Annotated in this window: 17 protein-coding genes; 9 read left to right on the plus strand and 8 right to left on the minus strand. The window is 73.3% G+C overall.

The window, feature by feature from the left end; genetic code table 11:
* Window positions 1-31: 31 nt before the first annotated feature.
* Window positions 32-493, minus strand: a complete 462-nt coding sequence (locus tag ACZ67Q_RS27030) for a nuclear transport factor 2 family protein (RefSeq protein ID WP_471186952.1) — start codon at window positions 491-493, stop codon at window positions 32-34.
* Window positions 494-606: 113 nt separating this feature from the next.
* On the opposite strand from ACZ67Q_RS27030, the gene ACZ67Q_RS27035 reads away from it, so the two are divergent.
* Together ACZ67Q_RS27035 and ACZ67Q_RS27040 are read left to right on the plus strand one after the other, a co-directional pair.
* On the plus strand, window positions 607-1,218 hold the full coding sequence (locus ACZ67Q_RS27035) for a DUF4291 domain-containing protein (protein WP_471186955.1): 612 nt from the start codon (window positions 607-609) through the stop codon (window positions 1,216-1,218).
* Window positions 1,219-1,257: 39 nt separating this feature from the next.
* Window positions 1,258-1,992 (plus strand): SDR family oxidoreductase, encoded by a 735-nt coding sequence (locus tag ACZ67Q_RS27040; protein WP_471186958.1) that lies wholly within the window; start codon window positions 1,258-1,260, stop codon window positions 1,990-1,992.
* Window positions 1,993-2,357: 365 nt separating this feature from the next.
* On the opposite strand, the gene ACZ67Q_RS27045 is transcribed toward ACZ67Q_RS27040, so the two are convergent.
* The 4 genes from ACZ67Q_RS27045 to ACZ67Q_RS27060 all read right to left on the minus strand — a co-directional run bounded on the left by ACZ67Q_RS27045 (window position 2,358) and on the right by ACZ67Q_RS27060 (window position 4,985).
* Entirely contained in the window at window positions 2,358-2,537 is a 180-nt protein-coding gene (locus ACZ67Q_RS27045; RefSeq protein WP_471186961.1) for a hypothetical protein, read from the minus strand.
* A 103-nt stretch (window positions 2,538-2,640) separates the two neighbouring features.
* The gene (locus tag ACZ67Q_RS27050; protein WP_471186964.1) at window positions 2,641-3,159 is read right to left on the minus strand and encodes a DUF1877 family protein; all 519 of its coding nucleotides are present in this window, start codon (window positions 3,157-3,159) and stop codon (window positions 2,641-2,643) included.
* Between the two features lie 34 nt (window positions 3,160-3,193).
* A complete protein-coding gene (locus tag ACZ67Q_RS27055; RefSeq protein WP_471186967.1) occupies window positions 3,194-4,069 on the minus strand; it encodes an undecaprenyl-diphosphate phosphatase in 876 nt (291 codons plus the stop codon).
* 139 nt (window positions 4,070-4,208) lie between these two features.
* Window positions 4,209-4,985 carry a TVP38/TMEM64 family protein gene (locus tag ACZ67Q_RS27060; RefSeq protein ID WP_471186970.1) on the minus strand — a complete coding sequence of 259 codons (777 nt, stop codon included), beginning with the start codon at window positions 4,983-4,985 and terminating at the stop codon, window positions 4,209-4,211.
* A 78-nt stretch (window positions 4,986-5,063) separates the two neighbouring features.
* On the opposite strand from ACZ67Q_RS27060, the gene ACZ67Q_RS27065 reads away from it, so the two are divergent.
* The 3 genes from ACZ67Q_RS27065 to ACZ67Q_RS27075 all read left to right on the plus strand — a co-directional run bounded on the left by ACZ67Q_RS27065 (window position 5,064) and on the right by ACZ67Q_RS27075 (window position 8,099).
* Complete coding sequence (locus ACZ67Q_RS27065) at window positions 5,064-5,780, plus strand: DNA alkylation repair protein (protein ID WP_471186973.1); 717 nt, start codon at window positions 5,064-5,066, stop codon at window positions 5,778-5,780.
* Window positions 5,781-6,056: 276 nt separating this feature from the next.
* Window positions 6,057-7,226 (plus strand): elongation factor Tu, encoded by a 1,170-nt coding sequence (tuf, locus tag ACZ67Q_RS27070; protein WP_471186976.1) that lies wholly within the window; start codon window positions 6,057-6,059, stop codon window positions 7,224-7,226.
* Window positions 7,227-7,253: 27 nt separating this feature from the next.
* Window positions 7,254-8,099, plus strand: coding sequence for a spermidine synthase (locus tag ACZ67Q_RS27075; RefSeq protein WP_471186979.1), 846 nt, complete (start codon window positions 7,254-7,256; stop codon window positions 8,097-8,099).
* Here the strand turns inward: ACZ67Q_RS27075 and ACZ67Q_RS27080 are convergent.
* On the minus strand, window positions 8,061-9,356 hold the full coding sequence (locus tag ACZ67Q_RS27080; RefSeq protein WP_471186983.1) for an MFS transporter: 1,296 nt from the start codon (window positions 9,354-9,356) through the stop codon (window positions 8,061-8,063). The genes ACZ67Q_RS27075 and ACZ67Q_RS27080 overlap by 39 nt on opposite strands.
* Before the next feature lie 103 nt (window positions 9,357-9,459).
* Entirely contained in the window at window positions 9,460-10,527 is a 1,068-nt protein-coding gene (locus tag ACZ67Q_RS27085; protein ID WP_471186987.1) for a DUF8017 domain-containing protein, read from the minus strand.
* A gap of 141 nt (window positions 10,528-10,668) precedes the next feature.
* Here ACZ67Q_RS27085 and ACZ67Q_RS27090 point away from each other — a divergent pair, with 141 nt between their 5' ends.
* The 4 genes from ACZ67Q_RS27090 (at window position 10,669) to ACZ67Q_RS27105 (ending at window position 16,738) form a co-directional block, all read left to right on the plus strand.
* Entirely contained in the window at window positions 10,669-11,121 is a 453-nt protein-coding gene (locus tag ACZ67Q_RS27090; RefSeq protein ID WP_391682777.1) for a DUF4442 domain-containing protein, read from the plus strand.
* Between the two features lie 324 nt (window positions 11,122-11,445).
* A complete protein-coding gene (locus tag ACZ67Q_RS27095; protein WP_471186990.1) occupies window positions 11,446-13,266 on the plus strand; it encodes an RICIN domain-containing protein in 1,821 nt (606 codons plus the stop codon).
* A gap of 213 nt (window positions 13,267-13,479) precedes the next feature.
* A complete protein-coding gene (locus ACZ67Q_RS27100) occupies window positions 13,480-15,954 on the plus strand; it encodes a beta-glucosidase (protein ID WP_471186993.1) in 2,475 nt (824 codons plus the stop codon).
* Between the two features lie 139 nt (window positions 15,955-16,093).
* Window positions 16,094-16,738: a DedA family protein gene (locus tag ACZ67Q_RS27105; RefSeq protein WP_471186996.1), complete on the plus strand. Its 645-nt coding sequence runs from the start codon at window positions 16,094-16,096 to the stop codon at window positions 16,736-16,738.
* A 64-nt stretch (window positions 16,739-16,802) separates the two neighbouring features.
* On the opposite strand, the gene ACZ67Q_RS27110 is transcribed toward ACZ67Q_RS27105, so the two are convergent.
* The gene (locus ACZ67Q_RS27110; RefSeq protein WP_471186999.1) at window positions 16,803-17,330 is read right to left on the minus strand and encodes a gamma carbonic anhydrase family protein; all 528 of its coding nucleotides are present in this window, start codon (window positions 17,328-17,330) and stop codon (window positions 16,803-16,805) included.
* Window positions 17,331-17,424: the final 94 nt, after the last annotated feature.

A 17,424-nucleotide genomic window follows, 5' to 3' on the forward strand; every position in this document is an offset into this window, starting at 1 on the left:
CCGGGACGATCCGGGGACAGAGGACCATGGCTCAGCGGTCCGCGCGCCGCCATTTCTCCTGGACGGCCACCCGGTGCAGCCGCCAGCCGTCGTCCGTGCGGAGCACGCCGAAGGCATACCGGCCTCCGCACACGAAGTCCGGCGCGGTGGGGACACCCTCGGTACCGGACAGGCGCAACGCACTGACGTAGTCCGCCCGCATCTCGGCCGTGTCACCGGCCGCCTGGTCCAGGACGCCGAAGCGCAGCCGGCGGTTGACGATGAGGTGCTGCCGCATCACGGCCGGGCGCATGCTGTCGGCGAGCCACGCGGCGACCTGTTCCACGTCCCCCTCGACACCCCCGGCCGAGCGGTGGTCGGCGCGCCCGTCCGGCGTGAACAGCGCGCGATACGCCGCCCAGTCACCGTCGTCGACCACCGCCGCGTAGTCCGTGATCAGGGCGTCGACGGCGAGGCGGTCCCTCACCGTGGCGAATTCCACACGCTGCGTCATCGCCTCAGTGTTGGGCATGGCGCGGACGCAGCCAAGGGGCGCGCGGCACTGTTCGCCGACGGCGCCGATATTTCGGTGGCCGACACGCCCCGGGCCGGGGCAGCCTTGCGTCCGTGAATGATCAGACCGTCGCTCCCGAACCCCGGTTCCGTATCCGCGCCCGGTACACGGACACCACCGTCACCGTCTACCAGGCCTACCGCCCGCAGATCGGCCTCCCGGCGGCCCGGACCGGGCGCTTCCCGTCCAACTGGAAGCGGGAGCGCATGACCTGGATCAAGCCGTCGTTCCTGTGGATGATGTACCGCTGCGGCTGGGGCACGAAGCCGGACCAGGAGACCGTCCTCGCCGTCGAGATCACCCGCGAGGGGTTCGAGTGGGCGCTGCGCCACGCGTGCCTGTCGCACCATGTGCCCGGCCTGCACGGCGACCGGGACGGCTGGAGGCGGCAGTTGAGGCAGGCCCCGGCGCGCGTGCAGTGGGACCCGGAGCGCGACCTGCACTTCACGGCGCTGCCGCACCGCTCGCTGCAACTGGGCCTTGGCGGGCAGGCCGTGGCCCGCTACGCCGACGAGTGGATCGTCGGCATCGAGGACGTGACGCCGCTGGCCGCCGAGATCCACGCGCACGTGCGGGCCGGGGAACTCGACACGGCGGCCGCGAAGCTGCCCGAGGAGCGGCCGTACCCGGTCGACCGGGATGTGCTGGCGCATCTGTGCGCCTAGAGTGATCGATGATCGATCAAACGCATTGCGGAGGTACTCATGACGCTCACCGTCGTCACCGGCGGCAGTCGCGGTATCGGCGCCGCGACCTGTCTCAGGCTCGCCTCCGACGGCCACGACGTGGCGGTGGGATACGTCCGGGACGCCGGGTCCGCCGAGCGGGTCGTGGAGGCTGTCCGCGCCATCGGGCGGCGCGGTGTCGCGGTACGGGTGGACACGTCCGTGGAGGCTGACGTCGACCGTCTCTTCGCCACCGTGGAACGGGAGGTGGGGCCGGTGACCGGGCTGGTGAACAACGCCGGGGTCACCGGGCCGCTCGGCCGGCTCGCCGACACCGGCACCGCCGATCTGCGGCGGGTCGTCGACGTGAACCTGCTGGGCGTGCTGCTGTGTGCGCGGCGCGCGGCCCAGCTGATGACGGAGCGGGGGAGCGGGGCGATCGTGAACGTGTCGTCGGCCGCCGCGACCCTCGGCAGCCCCGGCGACTACGTCCACTACGCCGCCGCCAAGGCCGCCGTGGACGCCCTCACCGTGGGGCTGGCCAAGGAGCTGGGCCCGGACGGCATCCGGGTCAACGCGGTCGCGCCGGGCATGATCGACACGGAGATGCACGCCACGATGGGCGACCCGGGGCGGGCGCAACGCGCGGCGGCGGGGATTCCGCTGCGTCGCCCGGGCCGGGCGGAGGAGATCGCCGCGGCCATCGCCTGGCTGCTGTCCCCGGACGCCGCGTACACGACGGGCGCGGTGCTGCGGGTCTCCGGCGGGCGGTGAGGGGGCAGTCGCGAGCGAGCGGTGAGACGGGCCTCGGACGGGCGGCCTTGGACGGGCGGTGAGGCGGGCGGCTTTGGACGGGCGGTGAGGCGGGCGGCCTTGGACGGACGGTGAGGCGGGCGGCTTTGGACGGGCGGTGAGGCGGGGGCCCGGGGTGGCTGGTGAGGCCGGCGGGCCGGGGGCGGCTCGAGAGGAGTGCGGTCCGGGGCCGGCTCGAGAGGAGTGCGGTCCGGGGCCGGCTCGAGAGGAGTGCGGTCCGGGGCCGGCTCGAGAGGAGTGCGGTCCGGGGCCGGCTCGTGAGGGCGGGCGGTCTCCGGTGGCCGGTGAGGGGGTGGCCTCGGCCCTCGATCAAGCGAGGGCGGTCCTCACGCCGCCTCGACCACCTTGCTCCGCACCGCCGCGGCCCACTGCACCACCAGCAGCTCGTACTCCTCGCGCTCCTGTGCCGACAGTGAGCCGCCCGCGCGCAGCCACAGCGCGCGGATCTCCTCGTTCACCTCGGCGGCGGAGCGCACGGAACCAGAGGTCATGGAATCGGGGGACATGTGCCTCAGCCTAGGGGCAAGAACTGACACTGCGCTACCGATTGGCTACGCATCCCGTAGGGAGTCGGTCAACGGACCGGTCCGCACCGGACGGCAGCCGGTGTCAGTCGATCCAGACCACGACGCACTGCCCCCGGCGCGCGGCACCGTCGTAGAACTCCCGGAGCGCGGCGAACTGTTCGCCGAGATGAGCGCCTACGTCACCGCTGAAGCTCTCCAGATGACCGCACAGCGCCGCGGCCTCGGCCGCGTCGCCCGGCACGCCGGCGAGCACGGTGTCCACGTCGACGTCCCGCAGATCGCGGGCGATCTTCTCGACCTCGGCCGGGTCGAGCACGCGCGGCGGGTCGGTGAAGCCGTCGTACACCTCGTCGTGGTCCAGATAGCCGGCGGTCTGGCCGAACGTGGCCGAGACCGCGCGGTCGATCAGGTCGGCCAGGGACGGATCGGCCCCGGTGGAACGGCAGTACGCGGCGAGCCCCCAACTCGCCCAGCCGGTGTCCAGCAGGTCCGACGCGGGCGGGTCCCAGCCGGGTGCGGCGCCCGGGGAGTCGAGGGCCGACTGACGGCAGCGTTCCAGGTACTCGGGGGACACACGGGCGAACTGCTGGGTGAGAGCCATGGGTTCATTCCTCCCCGCTGCGCCGGTCTGTGATTCAGCCGGCCGACTCAGCCGCGTGCGGGCTCAGGACGCCCGCCGTGACCAGGGCGATGATGACGATCCCGAGGATCACGCGGTACCAGACGAACGGCATGAAGGACTTGCTGGAGATGTACTTCATGAACCAGGCGATGACGGCGTATCCGGATCCGAACGCGATCACCGTCGCGAAGATCGTCGGCCCCCAGGAGACGTGATCGCTCTCCATCGCGTCCTTCAGCTCGAACAGCCCGGAGGCGAGCACCGCGGGGACGGCCAGGAGGAAGGAGTAGCGGGCGGCGGCCTCGCGCCGGTAGCCCATGAACAGGCCGCCGCTGATGGTCGCGCCGGAGCGGGAGACACCCGGGATGAGCGCGCAGGCCTGGCACAGGCCGAAGATCAGGCCGTCCTTCACGCCCAGGTCCTTCAGCGTCTTGCGCTGCTTCGGCGCCCGGTGCCGGCCGCCCGTCTCGTCGCGGGCCGCCAGCCGGTCGGCTATGCCGATGACGACACCGACGACCACGAGCATCGTCGCGGTGATCCGCAGATCGCGGAACGGCCCCTCGATCTGGTCCTTGAGCGTCACCCCCAGCACGCCGATCGGGATCGAGCCGACGATGACGAGCCAGCCCATCTGGGCGTCGTGATCGCGCCGCATGCTCTTGTCGAACAGCGAGCGGGACCAGGCGGTCAGGATGCCCGCGATGTCCTTGCGGAAGTAGATCAGCACCGCCGCCTCCGTACCGATCTGGGTGATCGCCGTGAAGGCCGCGCCCGGGTCGCGCCAGCCGGAGAAGGCCGCGGTCAGCCGCAGATGCGCGCTGGAGGAGACGGGAAGGAACTCGGTCAGCCCCTGGACGAGTCCGAGGACGAGCGATTCAAACCAAGACATGAAGTTACGTCAGTCCAAGTGCCGGTCGTGGAGGGGCGACGGGGCACTGGGGCCGCCGTACGCGATGATCACGTGTGTCCAGGGCAGCGTAGCGCCCCCGAATGACGGGCTCTCGGCTGGGGCGGCGGGCTCTGACTCGTCAGCCGCGGCGCAGATGGTGCCGTTTGCGCCAGGCCACCACGGCCCCAGCCACGGCCGGCAGCGCGATGCCGGCCATCGCGAGCAGGAAGGCCGGGGAGGTCGGGGAGCCGGCCCGGGCGCCGGCGAGGGCGTACGCGGCGGTGTTCGGGACCGAGCCGATCCCCGTCGCCAGCAGGAACGGCAGGCAGCGCATCCGGGAGACGGCGGCGCAGTAGTTCGCGGCCCAGAACGGCACCCCGGGGAACAGGCGGGCCATCAGCATCGAGCGGAAACCGTGCCGGGTGAGCTGGCCGTCCGCCGCCTTCAGCAACCGGCCCCGCAGCAGTGGGCGCAGCGCGTCCTGGCCGAGGGCCCGGCCCAGGCCGAAGGCGATCCCGGCGCCCAGCACGGTGCCGGCCAGCGAGGTGGCGAGCCCCATGGACGTGCCGAACAGCGCGCCGGCCGCGAGGTTCAGCAGCGGCCGCGGCACGAACGCCACCGTGCACAGCCCGTACGCCACCGTGAACACCACGATGGCCGCCGCACCGCCCAGCTGGGGTGGCCAGCCGTGCGCCAGCAGCCGCTGCGGCTCGAACAGCAGCACCGTGCAGCCGGCCGCCGCGAGCAACGCGACCAGCAGGGAGAAACGGGACCAGGGGGAGCGCAGGACACGGGTGCAGCGCGCGCCGAGCGTGGCGGGCAAGGGCACGGGCGGCGCGGGAATCGCGAGCTCCATGGCGGGGGCCGGGGGAGAGGCCACTGCGGTGCCCCCAGAGCGGTTGGGTGCATCGGGCATCCGGCGACAGTAACCGACGCGGGTGTCTGATCGCCGTATGGTCTGTCTCATGACCGTCACAGGTACGGGCTCACGACCGTGACAGAGGGGGGAGCGGCCGCCGTGCCGCACAGCGCGCTCGCCGACGCCGTCCTGCCGCGGCTGACCGAGGTGTACGGCGCCGCGGCCGACCCCGAACGGGCCGGGGTCATGCGCGCGTACATGAAGGACGTCGCCCCCTTCCTCGGCATCCCCACCCCCGAGCGGCGCGCGCTGTCGCGCACTGTTCTCGCCGGCACCACGCGCCCCGGCGAGGACGACTGCGCGGCGCTCGCCCTGCGCTGCTGGGCCCTGCCCGAGCGGGAGTACCACTACTTCGCCGTCGACTACCTGCGCCGCCACGTCGGCCGCTGCTCGTCCGCCTTCCTGCCGGTGGTCCGGCATCTGATCACCACCGTCCCCTGGTGGGACACCGTCGACCTGCTCGCCGTCCATGTCGTCGGCCCGCTCGTCGCGGCCGACCCGGCCCTCGCTGCCACCATGGATACCTGGATCGCCGACGACGACCTGTGGGTGGCCCGCGCCGCCCTGCTGCACCAGCTGCGGTTCCGGCAGGACACCGACACCGGGCGGCTGTTCGGCTACTGCCTCCGGCGCAGCGGCCACCCCGACTTCTTCATCCGCAAGGCCATCGGCTGGGCCCTGCGCGAGTACGCCAAGACCGACCCGGAGGCCGTGCGCGACTTCCTCGCCCGCGAGCGGGGCCGGTTCGCGGCGCTGACGGTGCGCGAGGCACTGAAGACCATCGGCGCCTGACACCTCGTGAGGAACGCCCCGTCACCGGCCGTACAGCGATAAATCATTCGACGGCGGCCCGTGGCTCGGCAATGATCGACGCCATGTTCCGGTACGCCTTCCCTCTCGCAGCATCCGCGGTCGCGGATGCGCCGAAGGCTGCCGTTCCCGTCATCCTGGCCGCTGTCGACGGCGCCCGAAGCTGACCCTCCCCGGATCGTCCCGCGGACCCCGCAGGGGGAGGGTCGGCGGTTCCTTGGGGTCCCCTTCTCTCTCACGAGGCTTCGAGGTACAGCCATGCCCAAGACGGCGTACACGCGCACCAAACCGCATCTCAACATCGGCACCATGGGTCATGTCGACCACGGCAAGACGACGCTGACCGCCGCCATCACGAAGGTGCTGGCCGAGCGCGGCACCGGCACGTTCGTGCCGTTCGACCGCATCGACCGCGCCCCGGAGGAGGCCGCCCGCGGCATCACCATCAACATCGCGCACGTCGAGTACGAGACCGACACCCGGCACTACGCCCACGTGGACATGCCGGGCCACGCCGACTACGTCAAGAACATGGTCACCGGTGCCGCGCAGCTGGACGGGGCGATCCTCGTCGTCTCCGCGCTCGACGGGATCATGCCGCAGACCGCCGAACACGTGCTGCTCGCCCGTCAGGTCGGCGTGAACCACATCGTCGTCGCGCTCAACAAGGCCGACGCCGGCGACGAGGAGCTGACCGACCTGGTCGAGCTGGAGGTCCGCGACCTGCTCACCGCGCACGGCTACGGCGGTGACGCCGCGCCCGTGGTAAGGGTCTCCGGGCTGAAGGCGCTTCAGGGCGACCCGCGCTGGACGGCGTCCGTCGAGGCGCTGCTCGACGCGGTGGACACCTATGTGCCCATGCCGGAGCGGTACCTGGACGCGCCGTTCCTGCTGCCGGTGGAGAACGTGCTCACCATCACCGGCCGCGGGACCGTCGTCACCGGCGCCGTCGAGCGCGGCACGGTGCGGATCGGAGACCGGGTCGAGGTGCTCGGCGCGGGTGTCGACACGGTTGTGACCGGTCTCGAGACCTTCGGCAAGCCGATGGAGGAGGCGCAGGCCGGGGACAACGTGGCGTTGCTGCTGCGCGGGGTGCCCCGGGACGCCCTGCGGCGCGGGCACGTGGTCGCCGCGCCGGGCAGCGTCGCCCCGAGCCGACGGTTCACGGCACGGCTGTACGTGCTCTCGACGCGTGAGGGCGGCCGTGCGACGCCGGTCACCACCGGATACCGGCCGCAGTTCTACGTCCGCACCGCCGACGTCGTCGGCTGCCTCGACCTCGGCGAGGCGGCACTCGCGCGGCCCGGGGAGACGGTCGAGGTGACCGTGGACCTGGGGCGCGAACTGCCGCTGGAGCCGGGGCTCGGGTTCGCCGTCCGTGAGGGCGGGCGGACGGTGGGCGCGGGGACGGTGACCTCGGTCGGCTGAGGTGACGGCTGAGGCGACAATGGTCTCGTGAGCGATGCCATACCCGTCACCCGGATCACCGACCACGGGACCGCCAAGCTGATGCCCGACGTCGACCGTGAGCGGGCCTGGCTGCTCACGGTCGACGGCGCGCCCCAGTCGTACGTCGACCTCGACGACCCGGCGTACCTGGAGTTCGAGTACGCACGGCGGCTCGGGCACGTGCTGGACACCGTCGCGGATCCGGGACGTCCGCTGGACGTGCTGCACCTCGGCGGGGGGGCGCTCACCCTGCCGCGGTACGTCGCCGCGACCCGTCCCGGCTCCCGGCAGGACGTCGTCGAGGCCGACGGGGGGCTGCTGGAGCTGGTCGTGGAGCACCTGCCGCTGGCCGCCGGTTCGGGCGTCGCGCTGCACATGGCGGACGCGCGGGCCTGGCTGGAGGCGGCGCCTTCGGACAGCGCCGACGTGATCGTCGCCGACGTCTTCGGCGGCTCGCGCATCCCCGCCCACCTGACGACCCTCGCCTACGCCCGAGAGGCCGACCGGGTCCTTCGCGCGGACGGCGTCTACGTCGCCAACCTGGCCGACGCAGCGCCGTTCCCCTTCCTGCGCTCCCAACTGGCCACCTTCGGCGCGCTCTTCGAGGAGACGGCGCTGATCGCCGAGCCGGGCGTGCTGCGCGGACGGCGCTTCGGCAACGCGATCCTCGTCGCCGCGCACCACCCTCTCGACACGGCCGCGCTGGCCCGGCGAGCCGCCGCGGACGCCTTCCCGGCGCGGGTGGAGCACGGACGGGCGCTGCGCGACCTCACCGGCGACGTCCGCCCGGTCACGGACGAGGACGCGGTGCCCTCACCCGTGCCGCCCGACGGGGCTTTCGGCATCGGCTGACGCCGTGCTCAGCGCGACGGGCCTGGTACGACGGCGCAGGGTGCGTACGTCCTTGACGCCGAGCACGGCCGCGGTGACCCCCACGACCAGGGCCGCGCAGCCCCACAGGGACGCGGTCCGCCCGAAGGCGCTCTCCGCGGGGCCTGCCAGGGCCATGGCGAGGGGGACCAGCGCGATCGACCCGAACCTGTCGTAGGCCGACACCCGCGACAGTTTCTCCTCCGGGATCTCCTGGTGCAGCGCCGTCATCCAGGACACGCCGAACACCTCCAGGGTGACCCCGGTGGTGAACATCACCGCGCACAGGACGCCCAGCGGCACCGGTACGGCGAGGGCGGCCGAGGGCAGGGCCAGCGGGAAGACGCACAGGGTGCCGGCCAGCAGCAGCCGACGGGGCTTCCATCGGGTCATCAGCAGCGCGCCGGCGACCGTGCCCGCGCCGAAGAAGCCGAGCGCCAGGCCCCAGGGGCCCGGGCCGCCGAGGTGGTCGCGGGCGACGAGCGGGCCGTAGACCGCGTCGGCGGCGCCGACGACGGCGTTGGCGATCGAGAACTGCGCGACGACGCCCCACAGCCAGGGCCGGCCGGCGAACTCCCGCCACCCCTCCCTCAGATCGGCGAGGATCCCGCCGCCCGGAGCGCGCGGCGGGATGTGCCGCACGTCGAGGAAGGAGCGCAGGGCACCGGCGAGGGCGAAGGCGGCCGCGTCCGCGGCGAGGACCCAGCCCGGGCCGACGGCGGCGACCAGCGCGCCGCCCGCCGCCGCGCCGCCCAGGGCCGCGCCCTGCATCGCCATCCGGAACACGGCGAACGCCCGCCCCGCGTGCTCACCCTCCACGGACGCCAGCAACATGCCCTCGGCGGCCGGGCTGAAGAACGCCTGCCCGGCCCCGCCGAGCGCGGTCAGCAGCATCATCTGCCACAGCTGAGGCTCGCCGGCCAGCACGAGGGCGGCGAAGGCGCCCTGGGACAGGCAGTTGACGGCGTTGGCGGCGACCATCACCCGGTGCCGCGGCAGCCGGTCCGCCACCGCACCGCCGATCAGCAGGAACACCACCAGCGGCACCGTCCGCGCGGCCGCCACCAGACCCACGTCACCCCCGTCCCCGCCCGCGCCGAGCACGGCGAACGCGGAGGCGATGAGAGCGGCCTGACTGCCGCCGTTGGTGAGGAAGGCGGCAGCGGTCAGCAGCCGGTGGTTCCGCCCGGCCCACACGGGCCGACGCGCGGGACGGGGGGTGTCGGAGGAGGCGGTCACCGGGTGACTATGGCCGACCGGCTCCGCGCACGCCAATTCGCTGCCCGGCGTCCCCACCCACCGCGGAGCGGGCGGGGAACGCGCCGGTCAGCTCGCGATCGGGTCAGCTCGCGATCGGATCGCCGTGCAGTCGCACGGTGCTGAGGATCTGCTGGATGGTCGCGTCCGGCAGCTCGCCCTTGACGCCCTTGGCGGCGTACATGCTCCAGGAGACGAAGTTGCCCACGGAGTTCTTGAACGCGAACGTGATCGCCTTGCCGTCGCTGTCGCACGTGCCGTGCTTGGGCACGCCCTGCGTGTAGGAGACGGCCACGCTGCCCTGCACGCCGGACTTCGTCTTGTACGGCTTGGCCTGGCCGATCTTCAGGTACTTGCGGGAGGTCTTCTCGTTCTGGTCGGTGTAGCCGCCGAACGCGAACGCGGCCGCGTCACCGCGGGCGACGCTCGCGGTGTCCTTGGCACCGTTCTCGCCCTTGGTGCCGGCGGCCGCCAGCTTCGTCGAGTCCTTGCGGCCGTCCTTGTCGTCGTCGGACACGCACCAGTCCGGCTTGAAGACGGCGGGCGCGGAGAACCCGATGTAGGGGGAGCCGTCGCCCTTCTGCGTGTCCTCGAAGCCCATGAAGGTGCCGGGATCCTCCACGTGCCAGTCCGCGGGTACGTCGAAGGCCGTGCCGTACTTGGGGTTCACGACGACCTTCCAGCCCGGGACGGTCGCCTTCTCGGCCTCGCCGCCACGCGGGTTGTCGCCCCCGCCGGACGCCGTCGGCTGCGTCGACGGTGTCGGCGACGAGGACACCGACTGCGCGGTCGTCGGCTTGTCCGAGCCGCCCTTCGCCGTGTCGTCCTCGTCACCACCGAGCACGAGGAACCCGGTGACGGCGGCCGTCAGCACCACCGCGCCGGCCGCGATGATCGCCACGAGCTTGGTCCGGTTCCCGCCACCCCCGTTGCCGCTGCCGAGGTTCCCGGGCGGCGGCGTCGCCGGCTGCGGAACACCGGCCGGCGTGGGCGTCCCCCACTGCTGCTGCGCATAGGGGTTGGGCTGCTGGTAACCGGTCTGCTGATACGGATTCGGCTGCTGGTACCCCGGCTGACTCGGCTGCTGATACGGGTTGTTCTGCGCGTTCGGGTTCGGCTCGCCCCCGGGCGGCTGCTGCTGTCCTGGCCACATGGCGCCCCACCCTAGTGCCGCCCCGGACACGAATCGGTCACCGGGCCTTGTCAGGGACGTACCGAAAACGGTCGCCCGGGGGATACGGGTTCCCGGGCCGGATGCCTGGCCCCGCAGGCTACTCATGGGTAACATGTCGCCATGAGCGCAGATCAGATGTCGATCGGCGAGATGCTCGCCGCCACCGTGCCGATGGCCCGGACCTTGAAGCTCGAGTTCGTCGAGGCCACGCCGGAGCGGGCGGTGGTGGCCCTGCCGGATCAAGGGGAGTTCCACAACCACGTGGGCGGGCCGCATGCCGGTGCGATGTTCACGCTCGGGGAGTCGGCCAGCGGGGCGATCGTGCTCGCCGCGTTCGGGGACCAGCTCGCGCGGGCCGTGCCGCTGGCCGTGCGGGCCGAGATCGCCTACAAGAAGCTGGCCATGGGGGCCGTCACCGCGACCGCGACGCTGGGCCGGCCGGCCGCCGAGGTCGTCGCGGAGCTGGACGCGGGGCAGCGGCCCGAGTTCCCGGTCGCCATCGAGATCCGGCGCGAGGACGGAGCCGTCACCGGGGAGATGACGGTGGTGTGGACCCTGCGGCCCAACGGCTGAGCGGGCGTTCTTCCGGAGTGTGGCCGAGGCCCCGCGTTGGTGCGGGGCCTCGGCCTTTGTCGTGTCCAACCAGCCCCTCCCTGACCGTCGTTCAAGTCGTCCACCGCCCATTGCAGGCGAATTCGGAAAGTGATACCGGCGGTAACCAATAAGAAGCCGCCGCCTTCTGAGGGGACGTCATGCGAACTCCTTGTTTCCCGTGAGTCGCCTGTGCGAAAGTGAGCCCCCCGCGGGAACGCAGTGCCACCCTTCAGCTCGGAAGGAAATGGTTCCGTGCAGTCCCCACACCCCCCACGCCCCCCATATCCGCCCCGCCCGGGAGGGATGCCCGGAGAGTCGGACCGCGACCTCGTCGCCCGGTTGGCCACCCCGGACGGGCACGGCCGCGCCGTCGCCCTGCTGCTCGCCCGGCACTGGTCCGCCGCCCGCGACTACGCCGCCGTCTGTCTCGCCTCGCCCGGCGAAACCGCCCAGCTCGTGGCCACCGCGGCGGTCCACCAGGTGCTCGACCGGCTCGCCGCCGGCCGGGTCGGCGGCGCCCTGCGCCCACTGATCCTCGTCGCCGTGCGCGACACCGTCCGCACCTGGGCCGCGGACCACGGTATTTCCGTACTCCTGCCGGAATTGCGCAAAACCACCGGCGGCCGCGGTCTGCGCGCGACCGGAGGCGGAACCCCGGAAAAGCGACAACTCGCCGAACGCGCATTCCGCGCCCTTCCCGGCGCCGCCCAATGCCTCTTGTGGCACACCGAGGTCGAGGTCGAACCGATATCCATACCCGCCGGTCTGCTGGCCGTGCACCCCGCCACCGCTGCCGCCGCTCTGGAACAGGCCAGGGAACAATTCCGCGCCGGTTGCGTCCGCGCCCACCGCGAACTCGCCCCCACCGACGAGTGCCGCTTCCACACCCGCCTCCTCGACGTTCCGCTGCGCCGCGGCGGACATCTCCTGCCCGACGTCCGCCGGCATCTCGCGGAGTGCCGTTACTGCCGTCACGCCGCCGAACAGCTCAGCCACTTCGACGGCGCGCTCGGCGTCCTGCTCGCCGAGACCGTGCTCGGCTGGGGCGCCCGGCGCTACCTCGAATCCCGTCCGGGGCGCGGCGCGACCGCCGGTGTCACGCACGCCCGTCCCGGAGGGCGCCATCGCGGGGCACCGCCGCCGGGCCGTCCCGCCGCTTCCGCGCGGCGCACCAAGGCCGTAGTGGCCGGCGTCGGACTGGCCGCTCTGGCCCTGCTCGCCACGGTGCTCGCCACCCAGAGCCGCTCCGCCGACAACGCTGTCCCCGGCTCCGGGGCCGGCCGCCGGTCCGTGCGTACGTGGGGGCCGCCCGCCGCCGGGACCGGGGCCTCCAGCCGCTCGCTCGGACCCGTCGCCACCCCGCCGGCACCCGGCTCGCCTTCCGTCGCCCGTCCGGCCCCGGCTGCGATCCTGAAGGGCCGGCTGCGCAGCGCCGCCACCGGTCGCTGCCTCGTCGCCGATGCCGCGCAGGTGCGGCCCGAAGCCGCCGCCGAGCTCGCCGACTGCTCGACGGCCGCCTCCCAGCGCTGGACATACGGCGCCGACGGCCGGTTGCGCAGCGCCGCCGACCCCGCCCTCTGTCTCCGCGCCGACCCGTCCGACCGCCGCGTCACACTCACCGACTGCGCCGACGCGACCGTGTACGACCTCACCGTCCGCGGCGAGTTGCTGCTGCGCGGACGGACCGGACTCGGCCTCGCGTCCCCGGAGGGTTCCGCCACCACGGTCACCGTCGCGCCGCGGGACGCGTCGGCGCGCGGGCGGTGGGTGTTCGACACCGGGACCGCGGGCGGCCCGCCGGGGCCGCGATCGGACGGTGCCGTCCCGCCCGGCGCACCGGCCGAGCCGACTGATCCGTCTGATCCGCCCGGGCCCTCCTACGTCCCCGGCTACGTCCCCGGCGCCCAGCCGGCCACGCCACGGTTCGCCCCGGTCGGCTGCTGCGCCGAGCCTTCACCGGCCGTGCCCTCGCCGGTCACGCCGGGACGGCCGCCCGCCCCTGTCGCCGCGGTGGCCTCCACCCTCCACGGCGTCACCGGCGTCGTATCCGTCACCGCCGCAGCCCAGCGGCTCGCGTCGGCTGCCGCACCGATCGCCCCGCTGCCCCTCACACCGGCACCCTGACCCGACCACCCTTCGCGGGGGCCACCCGTCCGGCGGCCCCCGCCCCTCTTTCCCCCCCGCCCCACCGTCGCCATCCGGCGTCTCACCGCCTCGCCTCGTTGACTCGGTCCACCCCGAGTCGTACGTTGCCGACGCGCACGGCGTTTCTGACGGTTCGTCAACATCTGTCCCGGACGCCCTCGTCGTGCCCGTGCACCGAAGGAGCGACGGCCCATGTCCGACACGGTCCCCCGGCGATCCGCCCTGACCCTGCTGAGCGGCACGATCGCGGTCGTCGCGGCGGCCGCCGGATCCCTCTCCCTCGCACCCCGCGCCGCCGCGCGGAGCGGATCCGGCGCCCGCTCCCGAGGCCGACGCGTCGACCACCTCCTGAGCGCGCTCACCCTCGACGAGAAGGTCACCCTGCTGCACGGCGCCCCCGACCCGGACACGCTCGGCGAGGCCGGCTACGTCCCCGGCGTCCCCCGCCTCGGCATTCCGCCGCTGCGCCTGGCCGACGGCCCGGCCGGGGTCCGGGTCACCCGGCACGCCACCGCGCTGCCCGCTCCCGTCCTCCTCGCCTCCGCCTTCGATCCCGAGCTGGCCCGCCGCTACGGCCAGGTCATCGGCCGCGAGGGCCGCGCCCTCGGCCAGGACGTCCTGCTCTCCCCGATGGTCAACCTCATCCGCACCCCGTACGCCGGGCGCAACTTCGAGACGTTCAGCGAGGACCCGCTGCTCGCCTCCGACCTGGTCGCCGCCGAGATCGAGGGCATCCAGCGCGAGGGGCTCATCGCGACGGTCAAGCACCTCGCACTGAACAACCAGGAGAAGGACCGCATGTCCGTCGACGTACGCGTCGACGAACGCACCCTGCACGAGGTCGAGCTGCGTGGCTTCGAAGCCGCCGTGCGGGCCGGCGCCGGCGCCGTGATGGGCGCCTACAACAAGGTCGACGGGACCTGGGCCTGCGAGAACAAGGCCCTGCTCACCGACATCCTGCGCGAGCGTTGGGGCTTCGACGGCTGGGTGATGACGGACTGGTACGCCGCGCACAGCACGGAGAAGGCCCTCACCGCAGGGCTCGACATGGAGATGCCGAACGGCGCGTACTTCGGTGCGGCGCTGCGGACGGCGGTACGCGACGGCCGTGTCTCCGAGGCGTACGTCGACCGCGCCGTACGCCGGGTCCTGACCGTCATGGACCGCTTCGGACTGCTCGACGGCAGCGCGCCGCCCCGCCCCGCGCGGGACGCGCCGGCGGGCGTCGCGCTCGCCCTGGAGGTCGCCAAGGCCGGGGCCACCCTGCTGCACAACCCGCACGGCACCCTCCCGCTCGCCGCCGGCAGCATCGCGGTGATCGGCCCCACCGGCGCCCTGCCCTTCGTCAGCGGCGGCGGCAGCGCCCACGTCGCCCCCGACCACGCCGACAGCCCGCTGGAAGCCCTGCGCTCCCGGGCCGCGGGGGAGGTCACGTACGCCCTCGGCGAGGACGTGTTCGGCAAGCCGATCCCGGCGGACGCGCTCGCCCCCGGCTTCACGAGCGAGGGCGCACGGGTCGACGCCGGGAAGTCCTGGACGTACGACGGAACCCTCACCGTCGGCGAGGCGGACGAATGGACCTTCGTGCTCCACTTCTCCGGGGCCCCCACCGGCCGGCCGAAGGTGCAGCTCGACGGCACCGAACTGTTCCCCATCGCGTCCGGCTGGGGCGAGGCCTTCGTGGGCGGGCTGCTCGGCACCGCCCCGGACGGCCTCGCCGTACGCCGCGCGACCCTGCGCCTCACCCCCGGCGCCCACCGGCTGCACATCACCGCGCAGGGCGGAACGGCCGGCCTGCGGTTCCGGCTGCGGCACAGCACCGGCGCCACCCGGGCCGCGGACGTCGCCGAGGCGGAACGGGCCGCGCGCGCCGCCCACCAGGTCGTCCTGTTCGCCTACGAGGACGCCACCGAGGGCCAGGACCGGACCACCATCGCCCTGCCCGGGCACCAGAACCGGCTGATCGAGGCCGTGACCGCGGCCAACCCGCGCACCACCGTCGTCCTCAACACCTCCGCCGCCACCGCGATGCCCTGGCTGGAGCGCACCGGCGCGGTTCTCCAGATGTACTACCCCGGCCAGGAGGGCGCGGCCGCCACCACCGCCGTCCTCTTCGGCGACTGCGACCCCGGCGGCCGGCTCACCCAGTCCTTCCCGGTCGACGACGACCACCACCCCGTCGCCGGCGATCCGCGCCGCTACCCGGGCACGGGCGGCGTCGAGGAGTACTCCGAGGGCGTCCACGCCGGCTACCGCTGGTACGACGCCGAGGGCGTGCGCCCGCTCTTCCCCTTCGGCCACGGACTGTCGTACACGTCCTTCGTCTACGGCGATCCGTCCGCCCGCTGGACCGGCGACGGCCTGGAGGTGGACTTCACCGTCCGCAACACCGGCCGGCGCACGGGCGTCGACGTGCCGCAGGTCTACGTCGGACCCTCCCGGGAGCTGTCCCTCGACCAGCCGGTGCGGCTGCTCGGCGGCTACCGGCGGCTCACCCTGGCGCCGGGGGAGCGGCGCCGGGTCACCGTGCGCGTCGCCCCGCGCACCCTGTCCTGCTGGGACACCGCCCGCCACGACTGGGTGCTCGGCACCGGCCGCCGCACGGTGTGGATCGGCGCGTCGTCGCGTGACCTGCGGCTGCGCACCAGCGCGGTGGTGGGCAGCTGAGAGCGCCGGTTCCCGAGCGGCGCCGCGGGCCCGATCCGCGGCTCGACGCCGGCGCCCGCCGACCCGGTAGGCTTCCCGACGTGCCCCTTCGCGGCGCGCACGGGGACAGGCAGGGCAGCGGAAACGGGAGGGACCGGCAGTGCACGTCCAGGAATGGCTCGACACGGTACCGGCCGGGGCCGTCTACGCGGTGGTGGCCCTCGTCATCGGCCTCGAGAGTCTGGGCATCCCGCTGCCCGGCGAGATCGTCCTGGTCTCGGCGGCGCTGCTGTCCTCGCAGAGCGGCGGTATCAACCCCGTCGTGCTCGGCGCGTGCGCCAGCGCCGGCGCCGTGATCGGCGACTCCATCGGCTACGCGATCGGCCGCAAGGGCGGACGCCCGTTGCTGGCCTGGCTCGGAAGGAAGTTCCCCAAGCACTTCAGCGAGGGGCACATCGCGACCGCCGAGCGGTCCTTCGAGAAGTGGGGCATGTGGGCGGTCTTCTTCGGCCGCTTCGTCGCCCTGCTGCGCATCTTCGCCGGGCCGCTCGCGGGTGTGCTGCACATGCCGTACTGGAAGTTCCTCACGGCGAACTTCCTCGGCGGTGTCGTCTGGGCGGGCGGCACGACCGCCGTCATCTACTACGTCGGTGTCGTCGCCGAGTCCTGGCTGAAGAAGTTCTCCTGGCTGGGCCTGGTCCTGGCGGTGCTGATCGGCCTGGGCTCGATGCTGATCCTGAAGCGCAAGGCCAAGAAGGCACAGACGGCCCATCCCGAACCGGAACCGGTCGGCGCCGGCGAGTAGTCCCACCTCAGGGGCGCGGGGAGCCGCGCGATCAGCGCCCCACTGCCCGCACCCGCCAGATACGTCAGCCATGCACCTCGTGATGCGCGTGCGCCAGCTGCGCGTACATCGTTCCGTTGAGCGTCACTCCCTGCCGCTCCTCCTCGCTCAGCTCCCGCCGTACCTTCGCCGGGACGCCGGCCACCAGGGAGCCCGGCGGTACCACCATCCCCTGCGGTACGAGGGCCTGCGCCGCGACCAGCGAGCCCGCGCCGATCACCGCGCCGTTCAGGACGGTCGCGCCCATGCCGATCAGGCAGTCGTCCTCGACGGTCGCACCGTGCACGACGGCGTTGTGGCCCACCGAGACGCGCTCGCCGATCGTGACCGGGAAACCGGGGTCGGCGTGCAGGGTGCAGTTGTCCTGGATGTTGCTCTGCGCGCCGACGCTGATCCGCTCGACGTCGCCGCGCAGCACCGCGCCGTACCAGACGCTCGCGCCCGCCCGCAGCGTGACGTCGCCGATCACCGAGGCCGTCGGCGCCACGAACGCCTCGTCCGCGACCTTCGGTTCCTTGCCGCCGATGCCGATGATCAACGCCTGGTGCGTCATGGGTGCCTCCTCGATCGTCGTCCGTGAGCACCGTACGCCACCCGGTGGGGTGAAGATCACAGGGCTTGGACGTGAGGCGTGCCCGGCGCGAGGT

Source organism: Streptomyces sp. NPDC036813 (genome assembly GCF_055609245.1).